General features: G+C 65.9%; 20 protein-coding genes and 1 tRNA gene. 18 read left to right on the top strand and 3 right to left on the bottom strand.

Features of this window, described 5'->3' with window-relative positions; all coding sequences use genetic code 11:
• Nucleotide 1 precedes the first annotated feature (1 nt).
• Entirely contained in the window at nucleotides 2-583 is a 582-nt protein-coding gene (locus tag LNV28_RS19690) for a GbsR/MarR family transcriptional regulator (RefSeq protein WP_263519453.1), read from the bottom strand.
• A gap of 254 nt (nucleotides 584-837) precedes the next feature.
• On the opposite strand from LNV28_RS19690, the gene LNV28_RS19695 reads away from it, so the two are divergent.
• From LNV28_RS19695 to arsC, 10 genes are all read left to right on the top strand, one after another.
• Nucleotides 838-1,701, top strand: coding sequence for a dienelactone hydrolase family protein (locus tag LNV28_RS19695; protein WP_263519452.1), 864 nt, complete (start codon nucleotides 838-840; stop codon nucleotides 1,699-1,701).
• On the top strand, nucleotides 1,698-2,294 hold the full coding sequence (locus tag LNV28_RS19700) for a GNAT family N-acetyltransferase (RefSeq protein ID WP_263519451.1): 597 nt from the start codon (nucleotides 1,698-1,700) through the stop codon (nucleotides 2,292-2,294). Before LNV28_RS19695 ends, LNV28_RS19700 begins: the two co-directional genes overlap by 4 nt.
• Before the next feature lie 184 nt (nucleotides 2,295-2,478).
• The gene (locus LNV28_RS19705) at nucleotides 2,479-4,515 is read left to right on the top strand and encodes a M13 family metallopeptidase (protein WP_263519449.1); all 2,037 of its coding nucleotides are present in this window, start codon (nucleotides 2,479-2,481) and stop codon (nucleotides 4,513-4,515) included.
• Nucleotides 4,516-4,576: 61 nt separating this feature from the next.
• Nucleotides 4,577-5,650 (top strand): sensor histidine kinase, encoded by a 1,074-nt coding sequence (locus tag LNV28_RS19710; protein WP_263519448.1) that lies wholly within the window; start codon nucleotides 4,577-4,579, stop codon nucleotides 5,648-5,650.
• Nucleotides 5,650-6,429, top strand: a complete 780-nt coding sequence (locus LNV28_RS19715) for a LytR/AlgR family response regulator transcription factor (protein ID WP_263519446.1) — start codon at nucleotides 5,650-5,652, stop codon at nucleotides 6,427-6,429. The genes LNV28_RS19710 and LNV28_RS19715 overlap by 1 nt, the downstream gene beginning before the upstream one ends.
• Nucleotides 6,430-6,642: 213 nt before the next feature.
• The gene (locus LNV28_RS19720; protein ID WP_263519445.1) at nucleotides 6,643-7,242 is read left to right on the top strand and encodes a DUF2975 domain-containing protein; all 600 of its coding nucleotides are present in this window, start codon (nucleotides 6,643-6,645) and stop codon (nucleotides 7,240-7,242) included.
• Nucleotides 7,242-7,478, top strand: a complete 237-nt coding sequence (locus tag LNV28_RS19725) for a helix-turn-helix domain-containing protein (protein WP_263519444.1) — start codon at nucleotides 7,242-7,244, stop codon at nucleotides 7,476-7,478. Before LNV28_RS19720 ends, LNV28_RS19725 begins: the two co-directional genes overlap by 1 nt.
• A complete protein-coding gene (locus LNV28_RS19730; RefSeq protein WP_263519443.1) occupies nucleotides 7,475-8,161 on the top strand; it encodes a hypothetical protein in 687 nt (228 codons plus the stop codon). Before LNV28_RS19725 ends, LNV28_RS19730 begins: the two co-directional genes overlap by 4 nt.
• A gap of 34 nt (nucleotides 8,162-8,195) precedes the next feature.
• Nucleotides 8,196-9,014: a hypothetical protein gene (locus tag LNV28_RS19735; protein WP_263519442.1), complete on the top strand. Its 819-nt coding sequence runs from the start codon at nucleotides 8,196-8,198 to the stop codon at nucleotides 9,012-9,014.
• Between the two features lie 40 nt (nucleotides 9,015-9,054).
• The gene (gene arsC / locus LNV28_RS19740) at nucleotides 9,055-9,408 is read left to right on the top strand and encodes an arsenate reductase (glutaredoxin) (protein ID WP_263519441.1); all 354 of its coding nucleotides are present in this window, start codon (nucleotides 9,055-9,057) and stop codon (nucleotides 9,406-9,408) included.
• Nucleotides 9,409-9,427: 19 nt separating this feature from the next.
• Here arsC and LNV28_RS19745 read toward each other — a convergent pair whose 3' ends face one another.
• Entirely contained in the window at nucleotides 9,428-9,919 is a 492-nt protein-coding gene (locus LNV28_RS19745; RefSeq protein ID WP_411969999.1) for a GNAT family N-acetyltransferase, read from the bottom strand.
• Between the two features lie 81 nt (nucleotides 9,920-10,000).
• Between LNV28_RS19745 and LNV28_RS19750 the strand changes: the two genes are divergently transcribed.
• Complete coding sequence (locus LNV28_RS19750) at nucleotides 10,001-10,936, top strand: alpha/beta fold hydrolase (protein ID WP_263519439.1); 936 nt, start codon at nucleotides 10,001-10,003, stop codon at nucleotides 10,934-10,936.
• A gap of 18 nt (nucleotides 10,937-10,954) precedes the next feature.
• Here the strand turns inward: LNV28_RS19750 and LNV28_RS19755 are convergent, their stop codons facing one another.
• On the bottom strand, nucleotides 10,955-11,251 hold the full coding sequence (locus LNV28_RS19755; protein ID WP_263519438.1) for a DUF4212 domain-containing protein: 297 nt from the start codon (nucleotides 11,249-11,251) through the stop codon (nucleotides 10,955-10,957).
• Nucleotides 11,252-11,433: 182 nt separating this feature from the next.
• Here LNV28_RS19755 and prfB point away from each other — a divergent pair.
• The 7 genes from prfB to LNV28_RS19790 all read left to right on the top strand — a co-directional run bounded on the left by prfB (nucleotide 11,434) and on the right by LNV28_RS19790 (nucleotide 21,412).
• A protein-coding gene (prfB, locus tag LNV28_RS19760; protein WP_263519437.1) for a peptide chain release factor 2 occupies nucleotides 11,434-12,538 on the top strand; the annotation gives its coding sequence in 2 pieces (ribosomal slippage) (nucleotides 11,434-11,514 and nucleotides 11,516-12,538; 1,104 coding nt in all).
• A 96-nt stretch (nucleotides 12,539-12,634) separates the two neighbouring features.
• Nucleotides 12,635-15,331: an aminopeptidase N gene (pepN, locus tag LNV28_RS19765; RefSeq protein WP_263519436.1), complete on the top strand. Its 2,697-nt coding sequence runs from the start codon at nucleotides 12,635-12,637 to the stop codon at nucleotides 15,329-15,331.
• 90 nt (nucleotides 15,332-15,421) lie between these two features.
• Nucleotides 15,422-16,435, top strand: coding sequence for a class 1 fructose-bisphosphatase (locus LNV28_RS19770; RefSeq protein WP_263519435.1), 1,014 nt, complete (start codon nucleotides 15,422-15,424; stop codon nucleotides 16,433-16,435).
• Between the two features lie 25 nt (nucleotides 16,436-16,460).
• Nucleotides 16,461-16,536 (top strand) — tRNA-Thr (locus LNV28_RS19775).
• Between the two features lie 80 nt (nucleotides 16,537-16,616).
• Complete coding sequence (locus LNV28_RS19780; RefSeq protein WP_263519434.1) at nucleotides 16,617-17,015, top strand: VanZ family protein; 399 nt, start codon at nucleotides 16,617-16,619, stop codon at nucleotides 17,013-17,015.
• A 53-nt stretch (nucleotides 17,016-17,068) separates the two neighbouring features.
• Nucleotides 17,069-20,980, top strand: a complete 3,912-nt coding sequence (locus tag LNV28_RS19785) for a CHASE domain-containing hybrid sensor histidine kinase/response regulator family protein (RefSeq protein ID WP_263519433.1) — start codon at nucleotides 17,069-17,071, stop codon at nucleotides 20,978-20,980.
• 132 nt (nucleotides 20,981-21,112) lie between these two features.
• Complete coding sequence (locus LNV28_RS19790; RefSeq protein ID WP_263519432.1) at nucleotides 21,113-21,412, top strand: hypothetical protein; 300 nt, start codon at nucleotides 21,113-21,115, stop codon at nucleotides 21,410-21,412.
• The last annotated feature ends 42 nt before the right edge of the window (nucleotides 21,413-21,454 follow it).

A 21,454-nucleotide genomic window follows, 5' to 3' on the forward strand; every position in this document is an offset into this window, starting at 1 on the left:
ATCAAGCCTCCGAAGCCGGCTTAGCCGCAACACCGCTGACGGCGCGGCCGATGCGGCCCGGCAACTCCAGCATCTTCTGCACCTTGGAGCCCATCTTCATCAGCTGGCCCAGGGTCTGCGAATCCATCTTCTGCACATCGTCGAACCAGGTCGTCATCAGCTCGATCAGGTCGTGCATGCCGCGCATGCGCTCCTGCGCCACACGGTCCTCCTCGCAGGTCGGTGCCTCCAGCAAGGCATTGCGCAGCATGGTCAAGGTCGGTTCGATCTCGCGCCGGCGGCGCTCTTCGGCCAGGGTGCGAAAGATCTCCCAGGCGTCCGAAGGCGCCTCGAAATACTCGCGCCGGTCGCCCGGCAGATGGCGCAGGCGCACCAGGCGCCAGGCCTGCAACTCTTTCAGGCCCATGGAGACATTGGAGCGGCTGAACTCCAGGTTCTCGGCGATGTCGTCGGCGTTAATGGCCTGGGGCGAGACAAAAATCAAGGCATAAATCTGCCCGACGGTGCGATTGATGCCCCAGCGGCTGCCCATTTCACCGAAATGGGCCACAAAACTACGAACCAAGGGACTCATGGCTTGCATGGCGGTTTGTCCTTGCGCCAGCGCAAAGCCGGCGACTTCTGAGGGTGGAGGAATTTGATCTGCTTCAAGATTTTGCTGAATTTTCAAGAATTACTGAAAATTCAGCAAGCCCACAAGTCCAAGACCGTGCGAGCAGCGAGGTTGCTGCGCCAAGCGCCGGCCAATAATGGCGCGCCCCTCCAACACCGCGGCGCCGCGATGCCCGCCCTTTCTTAGCTCTTCCCTCCATGCTGACCCGCCCCCGACTTCTTCTGATGAGCTGGCTGCTGGCCCTGAGCGCCGGTGCCCTCGCCAGCGATGCCGCCCACCGCGTCCAGATTGCCAGCCTGCCCCAGCAAGACGGCAAGCCCCTGGCCCTGAGCGGCTACTGGTTTCCGGCCGCAAACGGCGCCGAGGCCCAAGCCCAGACCCGACCGGCCGTGCTGCTGCTGCACGGCTGCGGCGGAGCCCTTGGTCGACAGGCGGACCAGCTGTCCGAGCGCATGCACAGCTACCGCACGCTGCTGAACCAGGAAGGCTGGCATGTGCTGGTGCTCGATTCCCTGAGCCCGCGCGGCGAGCGCGAGCTCTGCACCCAACGCATCGGCAGCCGCCAGGTCACCATGCGCGAGCGCCGCCGCGACACCTTGGGCGCCCTGCAATGGCTGGCCGCCCGCGCCGAGGTGGATCCGGCCCGGCTGGCCTTGCTGGGTTGGTCCAATGGCGGCAGCACCGTGCTGGCCAGCACGGCGGCCGACCATGAAGAGGTGCAAGCCAACCCAGCCAAACCCCGCGCGGCCGTCGCCTTCTACCCCGGCTGCGAAGCCGAGCTCAAGCGCGGCTATCGGGCGCAAGCACCCTTGCTGATGTTGCTGGGCGCGGCCGACGACTGGACACCCGCCAAGCCCTGCGAACAGCTGGCCGCGGCCGTGCCGAAGCAGCTCGGCACTGCCGCCATTCAATTTCAGAGTTATGCCGGTGCCTACCACGGCTTCGATTCCGCCGCGCCCATGCGCCTGCGCCGCGAGGTGCCCAACGGCGTGAACCCGGGCGCGGGCGTCCATGTGGGCGGCAATGCCCAGGCCTGGGCAGCCTCGCGCGAAGCCCTGCTGGGCTTTCTGCGGGAGCAGCTGAAATGAGCGGCAGAGCAGGGGCTGCGGCACTCCCCGAACTGCACAGCCAGCGCTTGCTGCTGCGTGCGCCCTCACCCGCCTTGCTGGAGGCCGTGATTGCCTTTCAGACGCGCAACCGCGAACATCTGGCGCCCTGGGACCCGCCGCAGCCCGCCGACTTTCTCGAGCCCGAGTTCGTGCGCGCTCGCCTGCAGCAAGGCGCCGATGAATTCACTGCGGGCACGGCGCTGCGCTACTGGTTCGCACGCCGGGAGGAGCCTGCCCTGTTGATCGGCCAGGTCGGTGTCTCGCAATTGGCGCGCGGCCCCTTCCAGAACGCCAGCCTGGGCTACAGCCTGGATGAGCAGGCCCAGAGCCAGGGCCTGATGCACGAAGCTCTGCAAGCCGTCATCGCTGAGCTGTTCGGCCCGCGCGTGCACCTGCATCGTCTGCAAGCCGCCGTGCGGCCCGAGAACCAGCGCAGCCGTGCGGTGCTGCAGCGCCTGGGCTTCAGCCCCATCGGCCTGAGCCGGCGCTACCTCTTCATCAACGGCGCCTGGCGCGACCACGAGCTCTTCGACCTGATCAACCCGGGCTGGCCCGACGGTCTGCCGCCCTGAGGCAAAAGGCACGCGGACCTGTCGGAGCGCAGGCGCGACACCGCTCATCCCCGCTCATCCCCGTCTATAGCCGCTCGGCACCTTTTCTCCCAAGGTGAGTCGCGGGTCGAGACACTGGCGGCGCCGGGTCACTGTTCATAACCATGGACAGCGCCGCGGCACTCGCCATGAAAGCCCACTCACCATGACTCCGATTCGCTTGCTCCAAGGCCGCAGCCTCGCCCTGCTGATTCAACTGGCCGCCTGCGCCAGCCCAAGCTGGGCTGCACCACCAAGTTCCGGGCTGGACCTGCCCGGCTTCGACACCGCGGTGCGCGCGCAAGACGATCTCTACCGTCACAGCAACGGCGGCTGGCTGCGGACGACCCGCATTCCTGAGGACAAGGCCGAGGTCCACGGCGCCGACATGCCGGCCGTGGTGGACCAGCGCATCCGCAGCATCCTGCAAGAGCTGTCCTCGCGCCCCCAGCCCAAGGGCTCCAACGCGAGAAAGATCGGCGACTTCTACACGGCCTTTCTCGACACCGCCGCCATCGACAAAGCCGGACTGGCGCCGATCCAACCGCTGCTGGCCGAGATTGCCGCGATCAAGACACCGCAGCAGCTCGCCGCCTGGGCCGGCCGCGCCCAAGGGCAGATCGAAACCCCGATCTGGCTCTGGGGCGGCTTTGCCGACTTCATGAACCCTGACCTGAACCGCGTGATGGCCTGGCAAGGCGGCCTGGGCCTGCCCGACCGCGACTACTACCTCAAGCTTGAAGACGCCCAGTTCGCTCAAACGCGCGCCGCCTACTTGGTTTATTTGGGCCAGTTGGCCCGCCTCGCCGGCCTGCCCAAACCTGTCGAACTGGCCGCACGCGTGCTGGCACTGGAGACGCGCCTCGCGCAAGCCCACACGCCTTTGAGCGAGGCGCGCAACCCCGCCAAGATGTACACGCCCAAGACTGCGAACGAGTTGATGGCCACAGCCCCTGGGTTTGATTGGCAGGCCTTCTTGGCCGCGGCCAAGATCTCCGCCGAGGACAAAGTCACCGTCACGCAATGGGACACGGCCGTCGCCACGGCCCAGCTTTTCAGCGAATTGCCCTTGGCTGACTGGCAGGCCTACTTTGCGCTGCGCAGCCTGGATGCTGCCGCGCAAGTCCTGCCCCAAGGCTTTCGGGCGGCCCACTTTGCCTTCCACGGCAAGGCGAGCACAGGGGCACAGTTCGAGCAGCCACGCCAGGACCGTGCACTGGACCAGGTCAAGCAAGCCTTGAACGAAGCCCTGGCTCAGCACTATGTGGCACGCCACTTTCCAGCCTCGCACAAGCAAAGGGTGGAGACCATCTATCAGAACGTGCTGGCGGCTTACCAAGCGCTGATGGCAGAGAACCACTGGATGGAACCCAGCACCAAGGCGGCCGCACTGGAAAAGCTGGCCAAGTACCGGGCCAAGATCGGCCACCCGGACAGCTGGCGCGACTACGCCGCGCTTGAGGTGCGTGCCGGAGATGCTTTCGGCAACCACCAGCGCGCCAGGCGCTTCGCCTGGGAGCACAAGGCCGCCGCGGCCGGCAAGCCCATGGATCGCAAGGCATGGCCCATGTCACCGCTGGAGGTGAACGCCTTCTACGACCCTATGGGCAACGAGATCCATCTGATGGCCGGCATCTTGCAAGCCCCGCTGTTCGATATGCAGGCCGATGATGCAGCCAACTACGGCGGCATCGGCGCCACCATCGGCCACGAGATCAGCCATGGCTTCGACAATATGGGCGCCCAGTTCGACGGCGACGGGAAGATGCGTCCCTGGTGGAGCGAGGCCGACCGCAAGGCCTTTGAAGCGCTCAGCGCCCAGCTGGTGGCGCAGTTCAATGCGATGGAGGCGCTGCCGGGCAGGTCGGTCGATGGCACCCTGACGCTGCCGGAGAACATCGCCGACCTGGTGGGCTTGCAAATTGCCTATATGGCCTACCAGCGCAGCCTGGGCGGCCAGCCGGCGCCGGTGATCGACGGCTACAGCGGCGCGCAGCGATTCTTCTTGAATTTCGCTCAAAGCTGGCGCGTCAAGCGCCGCGATGAACGCACGCTGCAGCTGCTGAGCTCCGACCCCCATTCGCCGCACGAGTTCCGTGCCAACGGGGCGGCGCGCAATGTCGACGGTTTCCACGACGCGTTCGGAACCCGAGCCGGAGACGCCATGTTCAAACCCGCCCAAGAGCGTGTGCGCCTGTGGTGAGGCGCCATCGCGCAAGCGACACGCCCCGGCCCCACCCGCCCGTCCAGCTAGCATCGCTGCCATGAAGTTCTTTCCCGACGAGCGTCAGTTCTGGCTCTATCACGGCGCCGCCATGGGCTTCATCGCGGCGGTGACTCTGCTCAGCATCCTATTGTTCGGCCGCTTGGACGCCCAGAACCTGGCGTCCACCCTGGCCTGGATGCCGCCCTACACCTTGGCGGTGCTGGGCTTTCGTTGGCTCTATCAGCGGCGCGGCTGGGACCGGCTGGCCATGGGGCGGCTGATTCCCATCGTCATCGCCTACGGCAGCCTGAGCGGCGTGGCCGTCATGGCGGCCGTGGCCGCCCTGGTGATGCCTTTTTTCTGGGACCAGATCAGCGCCGGGCAAAAGGACTTCAACGCCTTGAGTTTTCTGGTCCGCAATATTCTCAGCAATGGCTTGCAAGCCCAGCTCTTCATCTGCGCCTGGGCCTTCGTCTACATCAGCGCTGCTGCGGCACAAAGGGCCCGCGAGGGCGAGCTTCAGAACCTGCGCCTGCAGATGAGCTTGAAAGCCGCTCAGCTGAGCAGTTTGACCGATCAGCTCAAGCCGCATTTCCTGTTCAACGCGCTGAACAACGTCCGCTTCATGATCCATGAAGACCCTGAGCGTGCCGACGCCATGATCGTGGCCTTGTCCGAGCTGCTGCGCTACTCGCTGGAAAGCAGCCAAAAAAGCAAGACCCGCCTGAGCGAGGAACTCGCCATCACCGAAGCCTTCGTGTCCATCATGCGCACGCAAATGGAAGCGCGCCTGGACTTCCGGCTCAGCGTTGCGCACGAGCTGAGGAACTGCCTGCTGCCGCCCTTGGTCCTGCAGCTCCTGGTCGAGAACGCCATCAAACATGGCCTCGATCACTTGCCCCAGGGCGGCCTGCTCCATGTCGAGGCGCGCGATGAGGGCGCGCGCCTGCGTCTGATCGTCGGCAATGAATGCCCCTTGAACGCCGCCACGGCCGTGCCCGGGCTCGGCCTGGGTTTGCCCAATATCGAGCGCCGGCTGAAATTGCTCTACGGTGGGCGCGCGAGCCTGGACATTCAGACGAGGCCCGGTCATTTCCAGGTCGAGCTCAGCCTGCCCAAGGAGTACAGCTGATGGAGCCAAGCAAGCTCAGAGCATTGGTGGTTGAGGATTCGCGCCTGGCCCGCGAGGGCCTGGTGCGCATGCTGGCCGCCTTTCCCGAGCAGGTCGAGATCGTCGGCCAGGCTGGCGACGCAGAACAGGCGCTGGCCTCGATCGAACTCTTGCGCCCCGACCTGCTCTTTCTCGACATTCACATGCCCGGCGAGAACGGCTTTGATCTGCTGGAGAAACTTGACTACACGCCCCGCATCGTGTTCACCACCGCCTACTCCGAACACGCGATCCGCTCTTTTGATTTCAACACGGTCGACTATCTGCTCAAGCCGATCAGCCCCTTGCGCCTCGCCCAGGCCGTGGCCAAGCTGAGCCAGAACCTGCCGCCGGAACCGGCCTCGCGTGAGCCCGAACACGAGAGCGTCAGTGAGCCCAGACCCGTTCTGGACCTCGACAGCAAGATCTTCATCAAAGACGGCGAGCGCTGTCACTTGGTCGCCCTGCCCTCGATTCTCTACATCGAGAGTTGCAAGAACTATGTGCGCGTGCACTATGCCAACAAGAGCAGCGGCATGAGCCAAAGCGCCTACGTCAAGAAATCGCTGAACCAGATTGAGGAGCGCCTGCCGGCCCAGCATTTCTTCCGCGCCAGCCGACAGCATCTAGTCAATCTGCAGGCAATCACCAGCATTGCCGCCTCGATACGCGAGGGCTTTGAGATCACCATGAGCGACGGCAAGCGTCTGGAGGTTTCACGCCGCCATGCGGCCGAGCTGAAAGATCTGCTGAGTCTTTGAGGCGACCGGAGGCCAGCCGACGGTGCCGAGCCCTGCGCCCCTTGGCAGCGGACAAAGCCTTGGCGCGCTGCGCGACGATCAAACAGCTCTTGCCTGCCCCGGCAGCGGGGCGTCCGACGCCCCTCCAAGCATCGCCAGCCGATTCCATAGGAAATATTGATTTATTTCTATAAATTATTGTTTTACAGAAATTGTTTCGCGAGAATGGCGCCCATGCGCTCCCATTCCGACTCGCCCGACACGCGCCCGCCCAGCGCCGCGACTGGCCACCCCTCCGCCGCCCTGGACCGCGTCCGCCGCCTCGCGCGCTGGGTGCAGCTGCTGTGCATCGCCGGCGCCGCCATCGTCCTCATCGTCCCCGCCCAACTCTGGAGCCGGGCCGAATGGCTGGAAAAAGTCACCCGCAACTACTGGGTCACCGACGCCGACATTCCCCTGCAGCTGGACGCTGCCTCGCGGGCCTGGGGCTGGGCAGCCAGCTGCCTGCCCAGCGCCGTGCTGCTGTTCGCGCTCTGGCAGGTCTGGTGCTTGTTCGGCGCCTACCGGCGCGGTCAGGTCTTCACCCGCGAGCCGGTGCTGCGCCTGCGTCGCCTGGCGCTGAGCCTGATGGTTCACGCCCTGGCCCAGCCGCTGGGGCACACCTTGTCCATCCTCGCACTGACCTTCTACAACCCGGTCGGCCAGCGCCAGCTGGTGCTGGGCCTGGGTTTTGACCATTTCCTCAGTTTCTTCGTCGGCCTGGTGATCTGGGGCATTGCCCAGGTCATGCAGGAAGCGCAGGCAGTGGCAGCGGAGAACGCGGAGTTCATCTGATGCCCATCGTGCTGACCCTGGATGTGATGCTGGCGCGGCGCAAGATGCGCTCACGCGAGCTGGCCGAGCGGGTGGGCATCACCGAGGCCAACCTCTCGCTGCTGAAATCGGGCAAGGTGCGCGGCGTGCGCTTCGACACTCTGAGCCGCATCTGCGCCATCCTGGAATGCCAACCCGGTGATTTGCTGCGTTATGATCCCGGCCCCGAGCCTGCCGAACCCGAGGCATCGCCATGAGCGCCCCGGCTGCCTTCTTGGCCCCGCGCCGCAACAAGCTGGGGGGCTGGGCGATCGTGATGCTCGTGCACATCGTCCTGCTGGCCATGTTCTTCCACGCGCGCCAATCCAACCTGGTCGGTGTGCCCAAGCCTCCCGCACAGGGCCAATGGGTAAGCATGCGTTTGCTCAGCCGCCCCTCGCTGCTACCCATGCCCCCCAAGCCCAAGCGCGAGATGCTGCGCCGGGCCAGCCCGCCGGGCACAGCGCGCGCTCGGGCGGAACAAAGCCTGGCCGCGCCCCCCCACAGCCCTGTGCCTGCGACAGCCGAGCCCGGCCCGAATGCCATCACCTGGGTGGCGCCGCCGGCCGCGCCCGCTCCGCCGCAAGCCAAGGCCCTGGCCTCGCCTGCGCCCCTGCAGCTGGGCCTGCCCGGCCGAGCGGCCTCGGGCGCTCTGCCCGGACTGGCCGAGATGGTGCGCCGCGATCCCCGGGCCAACACCCAGCGGCTCACCGTGGAAGCGCGCATTGCCTCAGCCCTCGGCAATGCCGAGATAAGCGAAGAGTCCATCAAGCCCGGCCACACCCGTTTCCGCCAGGGCAGCAGCTGTATCGATGTGCAGGACGCCCGCGTCAGCGAGCTCTTCGCCTTTGACGCGGTCGCGCGCGGCGCACCCAAGCTGGTATCTGCCTGCAAGAAGTAGCCCTTGAACGCCACCATCCAAGCCCTCTGACACCATGCCCAACACCACACCTCGCCAGAATCTGCGCTACTCGCGGCCCTTGTCCTTGCTGCTGCTGGCAGCGGCGGCACTCGGCCACAGCGCGCAAGCTCAGCCCACGCCCACCGCCGCAGCCGCCAGTGCAGCCACGGACAGCCCGGTGCAACTGGAGACGGTATCCATGACGCTGCAGCGCGACGGCTCGCTCATCCCTTATGCCAAGATGAACGAGATCCTGGGCCTGATGCAAAAGCATGGCGAAGGCCTGTTCTATATGGAATTCAAGCTCGCCTTCAAAGAAGCAAAGCCGGCCAATTTCACGCCCAAGCTGGCGGTGCAACACAACGACGGCGTGCTGCCCGTCAAGCTGGCCGAGGACGGCACATTCCAGCTGCCGGTGCTGCCGGCCGAGCAGGGCAAGGATGCCGACCTGGCCCGCAACTGGAAGCGCGGTGCAGCCTCGCTGAGCGCCAGCCTCAGGCTGTCGATCCAGCCGGATCAGCTGACCATGGGCGCGGTGCGCCGCATCGCCCGACTGGCCCACAAGCTGCGCAGCGAGATGCTGCCCTGGTATTTGCGGCCCTTGTTCCCTCAGTTCGAAGGCGTGCGCATCTGCAGCAACAAGCCCGAATGGGAGCTGGAATGGCGCGAAAAAGGCCAGCTGCTGGCGCTGCCACTGACGGCCGACCCCAAGGACCGCGATCCCGATGCCGTCAAAGGCCAGCCGCCGCGCAGCTGCACCGTGCTCAGCGGCCAGGAAAGCTGGCCCGACGAGGCGCGCCTGATCGCGCCGCCGGACAGCCGGCTCAGCGTGCGCGTCTTGAGCAGCAAGTGAAGCCCATCGCGCCCGTCTCGCCCACCCCTACACTGAAGCCATGACGACATTGCGCCTTCTCCACAACCCGCGCTGCTCCAAGTCGCGCGAAGCCCTGGCCTTGCTGCAAAGCGGCGGCCATGCCGTCGAAGTGATCGACTACCAGCAGACCCCGCTGGACCTGCCGGCCTTGCAGACCCTGCTTGGCCAATTGGGCCTGGGTGCCCGTGAGCTGCTGCGCAGCGGCGAGCCCGAATACCAGGCCCTGGGACTGGAGCGGCCCGAACTGGGTGAGGCGGAGTTGCTGGCCGCTCTGGCGGCGCACCCGCGGCTGCTGCAAAGGCCTATCGTCATTGACGGACAACGGGCCTTGATCGCCCGGCCGCCCGAGCTGCTGCGGGCCTGGCTGCGCTGAGCGCGCCCGGCTGCTCGCCTCAAGCTTTTTTGTAGCGCTGCAGGTCCGGCCCCGCCAGACGGCAGATGCGCCACTCGGGCAGCACATGGGCGCCCATGCGTTCGTAGAAACGGATCGCGTCCTCGTTCCAGTCCAGCACGGTCCACTCAAAGCGACCGTAGTCGCGCTCGACGGCGATCTGCGCCAGGCGACTCAGAATGCCCTGGCCCAGTCCGCTGCGACGGTGGGCCGAACGGACATAGAGGTCTTCCAGATAGAGGCCCGGCTTGCCCAGAAAGGTGCTGAAGTTCGTGAAGAACAGTGCGTAGCCGACCACCTCACCGTCGATTTCACCGACCAGGGCCTCGACCACAGGCTTGGCACCGAACAAGTGCAGCTGCAGCTTTTCCACCGTCAGCTCCAGCAGGTGGCTGAGGTTTTCAAACTCGGCCAATTCCTTGACCAGGCCCACAATGGCCGGCACATCTCGGGGCTCGGCGGAACGCAAGGTGTATGAAATCATGCGCAGCATTCTGCCCGGGAACGGTGACACATCCGCCACGGTTCAAGTGCTCGAGCGAGCACAGACCTCGGCTCGCCTACAGTGCAGGGCATGAATGCCCCAGCCGCCCCCTCGATCTACGGCCCACGCCGCCCCCACGACAGCGATTTCCTGACCCTGCGCGGCCTGCGCCACCACCTGCTGCGCTGGGGCCCCACGGCGTCCGCCAGCCCGCAGAAACCCTTGCTGGTGCTGCTGCACGGCTGGATGGATGTCGGCGCCTCGTTTCAGTTCCTGGTCGACGCGCTCAGCGCGCTCAATGACGAACGCCCCATCCTGGCCATGGACTGGCGCGGCTTCGGCCTCAGTGACAACGCGCCCGGCAGCAATTACTGGTTTCCGGACTACCTGGCCGATCTCGACGCCTTGCTCGACCAGATCAGCCCGGAGCTGCCGGTCGACCTGCTCGGCCACAGCATGGGCGGCAATGTCGTGATGAGCTACGCCGGCGTGCGGCCCGAACGGGTGCGCCGGCTGATCAATCTGGAGGGCTTCGGCCTGCCCGAGGCCAAGCCCGAGCAAGCGCCCGGCCGCCTGGCCACCTGGCTCAAGGAGCTGAAGGAAGCACCGCAGCTGCGCCCCTACGCCAGCCTCGATGCCGTGGCCCAGCGCCTGATCAAGACCAACCCGCGGCTGAGCCCGGACAAGGCCGCCTGGCTGGCCCCGCACTGGTCACGCCAGCAGGCCGATGGCAGCTGGCAGCTGCTGGCCGACCCCGCGCACAAGCGCGCCAACCCCATCCTCTACCGCAAGGACGAGATCGTGGCTGGTTGGAAGCTGATCACGGCGCCAACCCTCTGGGTGGAGGGTGATGCCAGCGATTTGAGCCAGTTCTGGGGTGACCGCTATCCGCGGGCCGACTTCGAGGCCCGGCTGAGCGCCGTGCCGCGCTTGGACAAGCAGATGATCCGCGCAGCCGGCCACATGCTGCACCACGACCAGCCCGAGGCGCTGGCGCGCTGCCTGGAAGACTTCCTGCTCCAGTGAATGCCCGGGGCCTGGCACTCAGCCGGGCGGGGCGTACAGCTCATCGAGCTTGCGCATGGCCCGGGCATAGAAGGCCACGATGACGCAGAACACCGCCAAGGCGCCCTGGGCCGCCACCCAGAAACTGAAGGGCCAGCCGAAAAAGGCGAAGCTGAGTTCGCGGGCGAAGTAGGTCAAGCCGAAAGACACGGCCAGCCACAAGAGCAGCAGCCACGCGGTCAGCCGGCGCGTGCGCTGCCAGTATTGCAGCTGGCGCGAGCTGGCCGGCGGCGGGTTTGGCTGAGCCGCGGGGCGGTCGAAATCATGCAGATTCATGGCTGGGCAGTGTGCAGCATTTCCCCCGGCGCCCGGCCTGGGACAAGCGCTTTGCCGCCCGGGGCCCATGGCATGTGAAAATAGCGGGTTCGGATGCAGGTGCGCCCGGCCCCGACCCCGCTCAGGGCCGCGCGGCGCCCACCCACGCATTCCACCGCAAGCACTCCTTGGGAACCAAGAACATGGACATCGAACGCATCAACACCATCGGTACCACCCTGGCCGACCTGACAGCGCGGACTGCCGCGCTAAGGGGGTATCTTTGACTACGATCGCAAAGCACTGCGACTGAACGAAGTCAATGCCGCGCTGGAGAACCCCAGCGTCTGGAACGAACCCAAGCGCGCCCAGGAGCTGGGCAAAGAAAAGCGCACGCTGGAAAACGTGGTCAACACCGTCGACCACCTCGAGAGCAATCTGGCCGACAACGCCGAGCTCTACGACATGTCCAAGGCCGAAGATGATTTCGCGGGCCTGGAAGCCATCGAGGCCGATGCGGCCAAGCTGACGGAAATCGTCGAGCAGATGGAATTCCGCCGCATGTTCAACAACCCGGCCGATCCGCTGAACTGCTTTGTCGACATCCAGGCCGGCGCCGGCGGCACCGAAGCCTGCGACTGGGCCAGCATGCTGCTGCGCCAGTACCTGAAGTACGCCGAACGCAAGGGCTTCAAGGCGACGCTGGAAGACCAGACCGACGGCGACGTGGCCGGCATCAAGAGCGCGACCATCAAGGTGGAAGGCGAATACGCCTTCGGCCTGCTGCGCACCGAGACCGGTGTGCACCGCTTGGTGCGCAAGAGCCCCTTCGACAGCTCGGGCGGCCGCCACACCAGCTTTGCCTCGCTGTTCGTCTACCCGGAAGTCGATGACTCGATCGAGATCGACATCAACCCGGCCGATGTGCGCACCGACACCTTCCGCGCCTCCGGCGCCGGCGGCCAGCACATCAACAAGACCGACTCGGCCGTGCGCCTGACCCACATCCCGACCGGCATCGTGGTCCAGTGCCAGGACGGCCGCAGCCAGCACAGCAACCGCGACGTGGCCTGGAAACGCCTGCGCTCGCGCCTGTACGACCATGAAATGCGCAAGCGCATGGAAGAACAGCAGAAGCTGGAAGACACCAAGACCGATGTGGGCTGGGGCCACCAAATTCGCAGTTATGTGCTGGACCAGAGCCGCATCAAGGACCTGCGCACCAACTACGAAACCTCGGCCACCCAGAAGGTGCTGGACGGCGACCTCGACCCCTTCATCACCGAGAGCCTGAAGCAAGGCGTCTGAGACCCAGACGCCCGCCCGGCTCTTTCCCTGACCTGCCTCTGACCCCGCGCCACCCGCGCGGGGCTTCAAACCTCTTGCCACCCAAGGATGCCCGCCATGCGTGAAGGCACTGCCACCCTGATCCGCCGCGAAGACTACTGCGCGCCCGCGTTCTGGATCCGTACCGTCGACCTGACTTTCGATCTGGACCCGGCCAAGACCCTGGTCACCTCCAAGATGCAGCTGGAGCGCAATGCCGCCGTCGCCCACGGCGCCCTGCGCCTGCACGGCGAAGAGCTCAATGTGCTGCGCGTGCTGATCAATGGCGAGAGCGTGTCCTTCCGCCAGGAAGGCCATGAGCTGATCATCGACAACGTGCCCGATGCCGATTTCGCGCTTGAGATCCGCAACACCTGCGCGCCCGACAAGAACACCGCGCTCAGCGGCCTCTACACCTCGGGTGGCAGCTTCTTCACGCAGTGCGAGGCTGAGGGCTTCCGCCGCATCACCTACTTCCTGGATCGCCCCGATGTGATGGCGGTCTACACCGTGCTGCTGCGCGCCGACAAGGCCAAGTTCCCGGTGCTGCTGTCCAACGGCAATCTGCTCGACTCGGGCGATCTCGACAACGGCCGCCATTTCGCCAAGTGGCACGACCCCTTCCCCAAGCCCAGCTATCTCTTCGCCCTGGTGGCCGGCGATCTGGTGGCGCGCGAACAGCGCGTGCGCACCCGTGCAGGCAAGGACCATCTGCTGCAAGTCTTCGTGCGCCGCGGTGATCTGGAGAAGACCGAGCATGCGATGAACTCGCTGATCGCCTCCATCGTCTGGGACGAAGCCCGCTTCGGCCTGCCCCTGGATCTGGAGCGCTTCATGGTCGTCGGCGTGTCCGACTTCAATATGGGCGCGATGGAGAACAAGGGCCTGAACATTTTCAACACCAGCGCCCTGCTGGCCTCGCCGGCCACCGCCACCGATGCCGACTTCGGCCGCATCGAGTCCATCGTTGCGCACGAGTACTTCCACAACTGGACCGGCAACCGCGTCACCTGCCGCGACTGGTTCCAGCTCTCGCTGAAGGAAGGCCTGACCGTCTTCCGCGACCAGGAATTCAGCATGGACATGGCCGGCGGCGCCAGCGCCCGCGCGGTTTGCCGAATCCAGGACGTGCGCGCCCTGCGCGCCAGCCAGTTCCCCGAGGACTCGGGCGCCATGGCCCACCCGGTGCGCCCCGACACCTTTGTCGAGATCAACAACTTCTACACCCCCACCGTCTACGAAAAGGGTTCGGAAGTCGTGCGCATGTACCAAACCCTGGTCGGCCGCGCCGGCTTCGAGAAGGGCATGAAGCTCTACTTCGAGCGCCATGACGGCCAGGCCGTGACCTGCGACGACTTCGCCGCCGCCATCGCCGACGCCAACCCCGGCTCGGCCCTGAGCACACGCCTGGACAACTTCAAGCGCTGGTACTCGCAAGCCGGCACGCCGCGCGTGCAGGCCCGCGGCGTGTACGACGCGGCCGCCCAGACCTACACCCTGACGCTCAAGCAGCACAACCCCGCCACCCCGGGCCAGGAGCACAAGCTGCCCCAGGTGATCCCGGTGGCCCTGGGCCTGCTGAGCCCCGAGGGTCAGGCCTTGCCTCTGCAGTTGCAGGGCGAAGCGCAGGCCGCCGGCCTGGAGCGCGTGATCGTGCTGGATGAAGCCGAGCAAAGCTTCGTCTTCACCAACCTGGCCAGCCAGCCCGTGCCCTCGCTGCTGCGCGGCTTCTCGGCCCCGGTGGTGCTGGATGACGGCCTCAGCGATGCGGACCTGCTGGTGCTGCTGCAACACGATGCCGATGCCTTCAACCGCTGGGAAGCCAGCCAGCGCCTGGCTCTGAACCGCATCCTGGCGGCCGTGCGCAGCGGCAGCGCCTTGCAGCTGGACAGCGCCTTCATCGAGGCCATGCGCGCCGTGCTGCGCCACCCCGAGCTGGACGCCGCCTTCAAGGACCTGGCCCTGACCCTGCCCGGCGAAGGCTATATCGCCGAGCAGCTGGAGGTGGTGGACCCGCAAGCCATCCACGCCGCCGTGGAGGCCGCGCGCAGCCAACTGGCGCAAGCCCTGCGCGATGACTGGGCCCAGGCCTTCGAGGCCAACCAGATCAAGGGCGGCTACACGCCCGATCCGGTGTCCTCCGGCAAGCGCGCCTTGGCCAATCTGGCCCTGAGCATGCTGGTGCTGGACGCCGCCCGCAGCGGCGACACGGTTTGGCCCGGCCGCGCCTACCAGCGCTTCAAGGACGCCGGCAATATGACCGAGCGCCTCGGCGCCCTGAGCGCCCTGGTCAACGCCCATGCCGAGCTGGCCGAGCCGGCCCTGGCCCGCTTCCACGAGCTGTTCAAGGACGACCCCCTGGTCATCGACAAGTGGTTCGCCCTGCAAGGCCGCACGCCGGAGCTGGATGGCAAGAGCTTCGCCCGCGTCAAGCAGCTGACCCAACACCCGGACTTCACGCTCAAGAACCCGAACCGCGCGCGCAGCCTGATCTTCTCGCTGTGCATGTTCAACCCGGCCGCTTTCCACCGCGCTGATGCGGCGGGTTATGTGTTCTGGGCCGAGCAGGTGCTGGCCCTGGACGCCATCAACCCACAGATCGCCAGCCGCCTGGCGCGGACCATGGACCGCTGGACCACCCTGGCCCAGCCCTTCCGCAGCGCCGCCCTGGAAGCCATCCGCCGCGTGGCCGCCAAGCCCGACCTGTCCAGCGATGTGCGCGAGGTCATCGACCGCGCACTGGAATCCGACAAGTCGGCCGACGCCGCCGCCTGAACGGGCAGATGACAAGGGGCCACGAGGCCCCTTTTCTTCGTCTGCCGCGCTCCGACCCGATTTTTTACTTCCCCGAGAAAGACCGTCACCATGACACGTCGCATCAGCCTGACTCAATACCTGATCGAACAACAGCGCCAGCACGGCCACATCCCGCAGGAGCTGCGCCTCCTGATCGAGGTGGTCGCGCGCGCCTGCAAGCGCATCGCCATCAGCGTCACCAAGGGTGCGCTCGGCGAGGTGCTGGGCACGGCCGGCAGCGAGAACGTGCAGGGCGAGATCCAGAAGAAGCTCGACATCATCGCCAATGAGGTGCTGATCGAAGCCAATGAATGGGGCGGCCATCTGGCGGCCATGGCCTCCGAGGAAATGGAAGGCATCTACCTGGTGCCCAACCGCTTCCCCAAGGGCGAATACCTGCTGATGTTTGACCCGCTGGACGGCTCATCCAACATCGACGTCAACGTCTCCATCGGCACCATCTTCTCGGTGCTCAAGAAGGCCGAGGGCAGCAAGGGCGTGTCGGAAGACGACTTCCTGCAGCCGGGCAAGCAGCAAGTGGCCGCCGGCTACTGCGTCTACGGCCCGCAAACCACCCTGGTGCTGACCTTCGGCGCCGGCGTGGCCATGTTCACCCTGGACCGCGAGCAAGGCAGCTTTGTGCTGACGCAAGAAGGCGTGAAGATCCCCGAGGACACCAAGGAGTTCGCCATCAATATGTCGAACATGCGCCACTGGGATGCCCCAGTAAAGCGTTACATCGACGAATGCCTGGCCGGCGAAGAAGGTCCGCGCGGCAAGAACTTCAATATGCGCTGGATCGCCTCCATGGTGGCCGATGTGCACCGCATCCTGACCCGCGGCGGTGTCTTCATGTACCCCTGGGACCAGCGCGAGCCCAACAAGGCCGGCAAGTTGCGCCTGATGTACGAAGCCAACCCCATGGCCTTCCTGGTCGAGCAGGCCGGCGGCGCCGCCACCAATGCCCGCCAGCGCATCATGGACCTGACCCCCACCCAGTTGCATGAGCGTGTGGCCGTGGTGCTGGGCTCCAAGAACGAAGTCGAGCGCGTGACCGCCTACCACCTTGATTCGGCCAAATAAACCCTGCTAGAATCTTGGGCTTGATGCCGGTGTAGCTCAGTCGGTAGAGCAGCTCATTCGTAATGAGAAGGTCGGGTGTTCGATTCATCTCTCCGGCACCATCAAAAAAATCCGCAAAGCCCAGTTCGCAAGAGCTGGGCTTTGTTGTTTCCGGTAGCGCTTTCCTACTTCACCGGTCACCGTGAACCAGTCAGCCACTCCCCCCCCTCTGCTTGAACGCCCCGCCATCCAAAGAGGCCTGGCCCTGCTCTTTGTGCCGCTGATCCTGATCATCAGTTGGCTGGCGCTGAGCCCGAAGCCGCCCCAGCAGATGAGCCTCGGTTGGGACAAGCTCAATCATCTGTGCGCCTTCGGCTCCCTGTGCTTGCTCGGGAGTTTGGCCTGGCCCAGGCGCCAATTTGCATTGCTTCTGGCCCTGTTGGCCTACGGCGGCGCCATCGAGTTGCTGCAGACCCTGGTGCCCGGACGCAGCGGCGAATGGCCAGATCTCCTGGCCGATGCCCTGGGACTCTTGCTGGGCAGTCTGGCAACTTGGGCCCTGCGCCGCCTGCTGCAGCCATCCCCTCGCAAGGCGAATTGAGTTAGTCTCCCTCCAGCGGTCAGAGCACCCAAGGCCGGCCGCAGGGAGCGGATATGAAGCATGGCGACAAGCCCAGTGCCTTGGCTCTGGCTGTGCTGCTGGGCGGCTGCGTGCTGGCATGGGCTGGCACCGTCGCCTTGCAGCATCGGCAAGCGACCGAGGCGCAGACCCACTTCACCGAGCTGTCACAGCAAGCTCTGGGCCAGGTCCAAGACCGCCTGCGCAGCTATGAGTACGGCCTGCGCGGCGCTCGTGGCGCGGCGCTGGCGGCCGGCCTGGACCGACTCAGCCGCGAGAGCTTTCAGGAATACATGCGCTCCCGCGACCTGGAGCGTGAGTTTCCAGGCGCCCGTGGCTTCGGCCTGATCCGGCGCCTGCTGCCGCAGCAGGAGGCGGCCTTTCTGCGTCGCATCCGGCTCGACGGCCGACCCGACTTCCACATCCAAGCGCTCAGCCCCAACCAGAGTGAACGATGGGTGATTCAGTTCATCGAGCCGGTAGCGCGCAACGAGGCCGCCTTGGGCCTGGACATCGCCTCCGAGGCGACGCGACGCGAGGCCACGCTGGCAGCCGTGACCAGCGGCCAGGCGACCTTGACCCGGCCCATCACCTTGCTGCAAGCCAGTGGCAAGCCGGGCCAGGGCCTGCTCTTCATGCTGCCGATCTTTCGCAGCGGCAGCACACCGGCCACCGTGGCCGAACGCCAGGCCGAAGTTCAGGGCCTGGCCTATGCACCGCTGCTGCTGGAGGAAGTGCTGGCCGGTCTGGACTTCCAACGCAACAGCTTCGCCCTGCGTCTGCTGGATGCCGAGGCTTCGCCCGAGCCCCAGGCCTTCTACGACTCCAAGCCAGCCGCCGTCGCCGCGGCCGGGCTCCGTGTGCGTCTGCCGCTGCAGCAATTCGGTCGCCAATGGCTGCTGGAGGTCAGGGCACAACCTAACTTTCTAATTCAGCGCAACTTTATCGAGCCAAAGCTGGTCGGCATCGGCATGGCCGGCATCGCCGCGCTCCTGGCACTGCTCACGTATTTGCTGGCAAGCAACCAGCAGCGCAAGCAGCAGGCCGAGGCGCGCATCTTGCAACTCAACGCCAGCCTCGAGAGTCAGGTCCAAGCGCGCACCCAGGAGCTGGAAGCCGCCCGCCGGCGCCTGCGCAGTGTGATCGACGCCCTGCCCTCCATGATCGGTTACTGGGACAAGCAGCTGATCAACCAGGTGGCCAACCATGCCTATGCCAGCTGGTTCGGCGTTGATCCCGAAACCTTGCCCGGGCGACATATCTCCAAGCTGCTCGGGCCTGAGCTGTTCGAAGCCAACCGCAAACACATCGACGCGGCATTGCGTGGCGAAACCCAGACCTTCGAGCGCAGCATCCGCATTCCCGACAGCGAGCGCATGCGGCACGCCCTGACCCACTACCTGCCGGATTGCCTGGACGGCGAGGTTCAGGGCTTCTACGTGGTCGTGCACGACATCAGCGAAATCACCGAACAGCGCCTGCAGCTGCAGCGCGACGAGCGCTTTCTGCACACCCTGCTGGACATCGTGCCCGGCATGATCCTTTACTGCACGCCCGACCGGCGCTGCGCTTTTGCCAACGCCGCTTTCAAGTCCTGGCTGGGCCTGGGCCAGGTCGAGCTGCAGGGCCGGTCCATGCGCGAGCTGCTCGGCGAAGAACGCTATGCCTGGTACCAGCCCTATGTGGAACGGGTGCTGCAAGGCGAGCCGCAGCAGCTCGAGCGCCAGCTACTAGACGCCGAAGGCCACAGCCGCGACGCCTGGGTGCATTTCATTCCCGACCGCGACGACAGCCATGTGCGCGGCTTCTTCGTGCTGGTCACCGATGTCAGCGCCCTGAAGCAGGCGCAACAACGTCTGCAAGAGCTGAATCTCGAATTGCTTGAACGCAGCGAACAGGCGCAGTCCGCCAACCAGGCCAAGAGCGAGTTTCTGGCCAATATGAGCCACGAAATCCGCACGCCCATGAATGCCATCCTGGGCATGAGCTATCTGCTGCAGCGCCAGCCTCTGGAGGCCGGCGTGCTGCAGATGGTGCGCAAGATCGAGCTGTCCGGCAACAACTTGCTGGCCATCATCAACGACATCCTGGACTTCTCCAAAATCGAGGCGCACCGCCTGGACATCGAGTCCATGCCCTTCCGGCTCGACGATGTGCTGGACCAGTTGGCCAACCTGATGGCCACGGCCGTGGGCAACAAACCGGTGGAGGTGCTGGTCGGCGCAGCGCCGGCCGGTGCCCTGTTCCTCAAGGGCGATGCCTTGCGACTCGGCCAGGTGCTGACCAATCTGGCCAGCAATGCCATCAAGTTCACACCGGCAGGCGAGGTCGTGGTCCATGTCCGGCGCCTGACAGCGCCTGCGGATCGGGGCAAGGACTGGATCCAGCTGGAATTCAGCGTCCAGGACAGCGGCATCGGCATCAGCCCGGACAAGCTGAACAGCATCTTCCACGCCTTCAGCCAGGCCGACAGCTCCACCACCCGGCGCTTCGGCGGCACCGGCCTGGGCCTGACCATCAGCCGCCAGCTGGCCGAGCTGATGGGCGGCAGCATCACCGTTCGCAGCGAGCTGGGCCGCGGCAGCACCTTCACCGTCAGCCTGCCCTTCCAGCTGAGCGAGGTGACCGAGAGCTCCCTGCCCGCCATGGTGCACCAGCGCGTGCTGATTGCCGACGACCATGCCGTGGCCCGCCAGGTGATGTGCAACACGGCACAAAGCCTGGGCTGGTACGCCGACAGCGCGGACTCGGCCCAGCAAGCCCTGCAGCTGCTGCACGAGCGGGCACCGCAACTGCCCTATGACGTGATCTTGCTCGACTGGCGCATGCCGGTGGTCGACGGCCTGGCCGCTGCGATGCAGATCCGCGAGCTGCAAGTGCAGGCGCATGAGGCCCAAGCCCATGAACCGGGCCATTCAGATGATCCGGACGCGCCCATCATCATCATGGTCACCGCCTTTGACCGCGACCGCCTGCGCGACCAAGCCGGCAGCGAGCTCATCGACGCGGTGCTGACCAAGCCGGTCACCGCCTCCGGGCTCTACAACGCAGTGCTGGACGCCAAAAACCGCCGCGGCGCCCTGCTCGCCAGCAAGCCGGCCGCACCGCAGCTGCAGCGCCTGAAGGGCCTGCGCATCCTGCTGGCCGACGACAGCGAGATCAATCGCGACGTCGCCCAGGACATCCTGCGCGGCGAAGGCGCCGTCGTCACCCAGGCGCTGGACGGCCTGGATGCCATCACCCAGCTGCTGGGCCAGCCGGACAGCGTCGACGTGGTGCTGATGGATGTGCAGATGCCCGTCATGGACGGCTATGCCGCCACCGAGAAGATCCGCGCCACGCCGCAGCTGCGACACCTGAAGGTGATCGCCCTGACCGCCGGTGCCTTCAGCCAGCAACGCCAGGCCGCACTGGATTCCGGCATGGACGCCTTCGTGGCCAAGCCCTTCAATGTCGACGAGCTGGTGGGCAAGATCAACCAGCTGATGGGCCGAGCCAGCGACGGCCAGAACGGCAAGGCTGAAGCGAACCAGCCGGCGCCTGCGGCCGAGCCGCCCCCCAAACTGCCCGGCTTCGACGCCGCCGTCGGCCAAGCCCGTTTCAAGGAGCCGGAGCGCTTCCAGACCCTCTTGAGCCGTTTCCTGGCCGACACACAGCTGCGCATCCATGCGCTGGAGGACAAGGACCGCGCCGGCTGGCGCCAGCTGGCCCATGCCAGCGGCACCTCCTCGGGCTATCTCGGCATGGCCGAGCTGAGCGAGCGGGCGGGTGCTTTGGAGCGGGTCTGCAGCGAGGAGGCCGGCGACGCCCCAACCGCTGATTCGGCCGCTGATTCGGCCGCTGATTCAAGCGACTATTCGGCCGAACTGCAGGCCTTCCGCCAGGCCTTTGAAACCGCACGGGCGGCGGCGCAGAACTACCTCGACACGCGGCAGCCCGCGTCCTGAAGGGCTGTTCGGGCCTGTCACCAAGGCTTCACATCGCACCGTGATGCTGAGCATGCGCCCGCTGGCTTGCCGCCGGTGGGCGCAGCCCTCCGCACTGCATCTCAACCGAGCGAACGGAAAGAAAGAAGCCCCATGAGCCAAGAACTGAAGCAAGACCTGCCCGTCGACGCCAGCACGGAATTGCTGGAGCAAGACTTCGAATCGGTGGCCGACTACCACCGTCTGGCGGCACGGCATTTCTCGGCTGCAGCCGATCACCACCTGGCCGCCGCAGCCGCCGACGACGAAGGCGACCATGAAGCCACCGGCCGCCATGCGCACCTGGCCTATCGCCATCAGCTGCACGGCGTGCAGTACGCCGAAGTGGCCGTGCTGGACAACGACGAGCTCGATGACGAGCACGACGAACTGGAAGAAGACCACGCCCAGTGAATCGAGCCAGCCCGCCTGAGCCGAGCCGGTCGGGCGGCTGAG

It is taken from the genome of Paucibacter sp. DJ2R-2, from assembly GCF_025717675.1.
GTDB lineage: Bacteria > Pseudomonadota > Gammaproteobacteria > Burkholderiales > Burkholderiaceae_C > Paucibacter_A.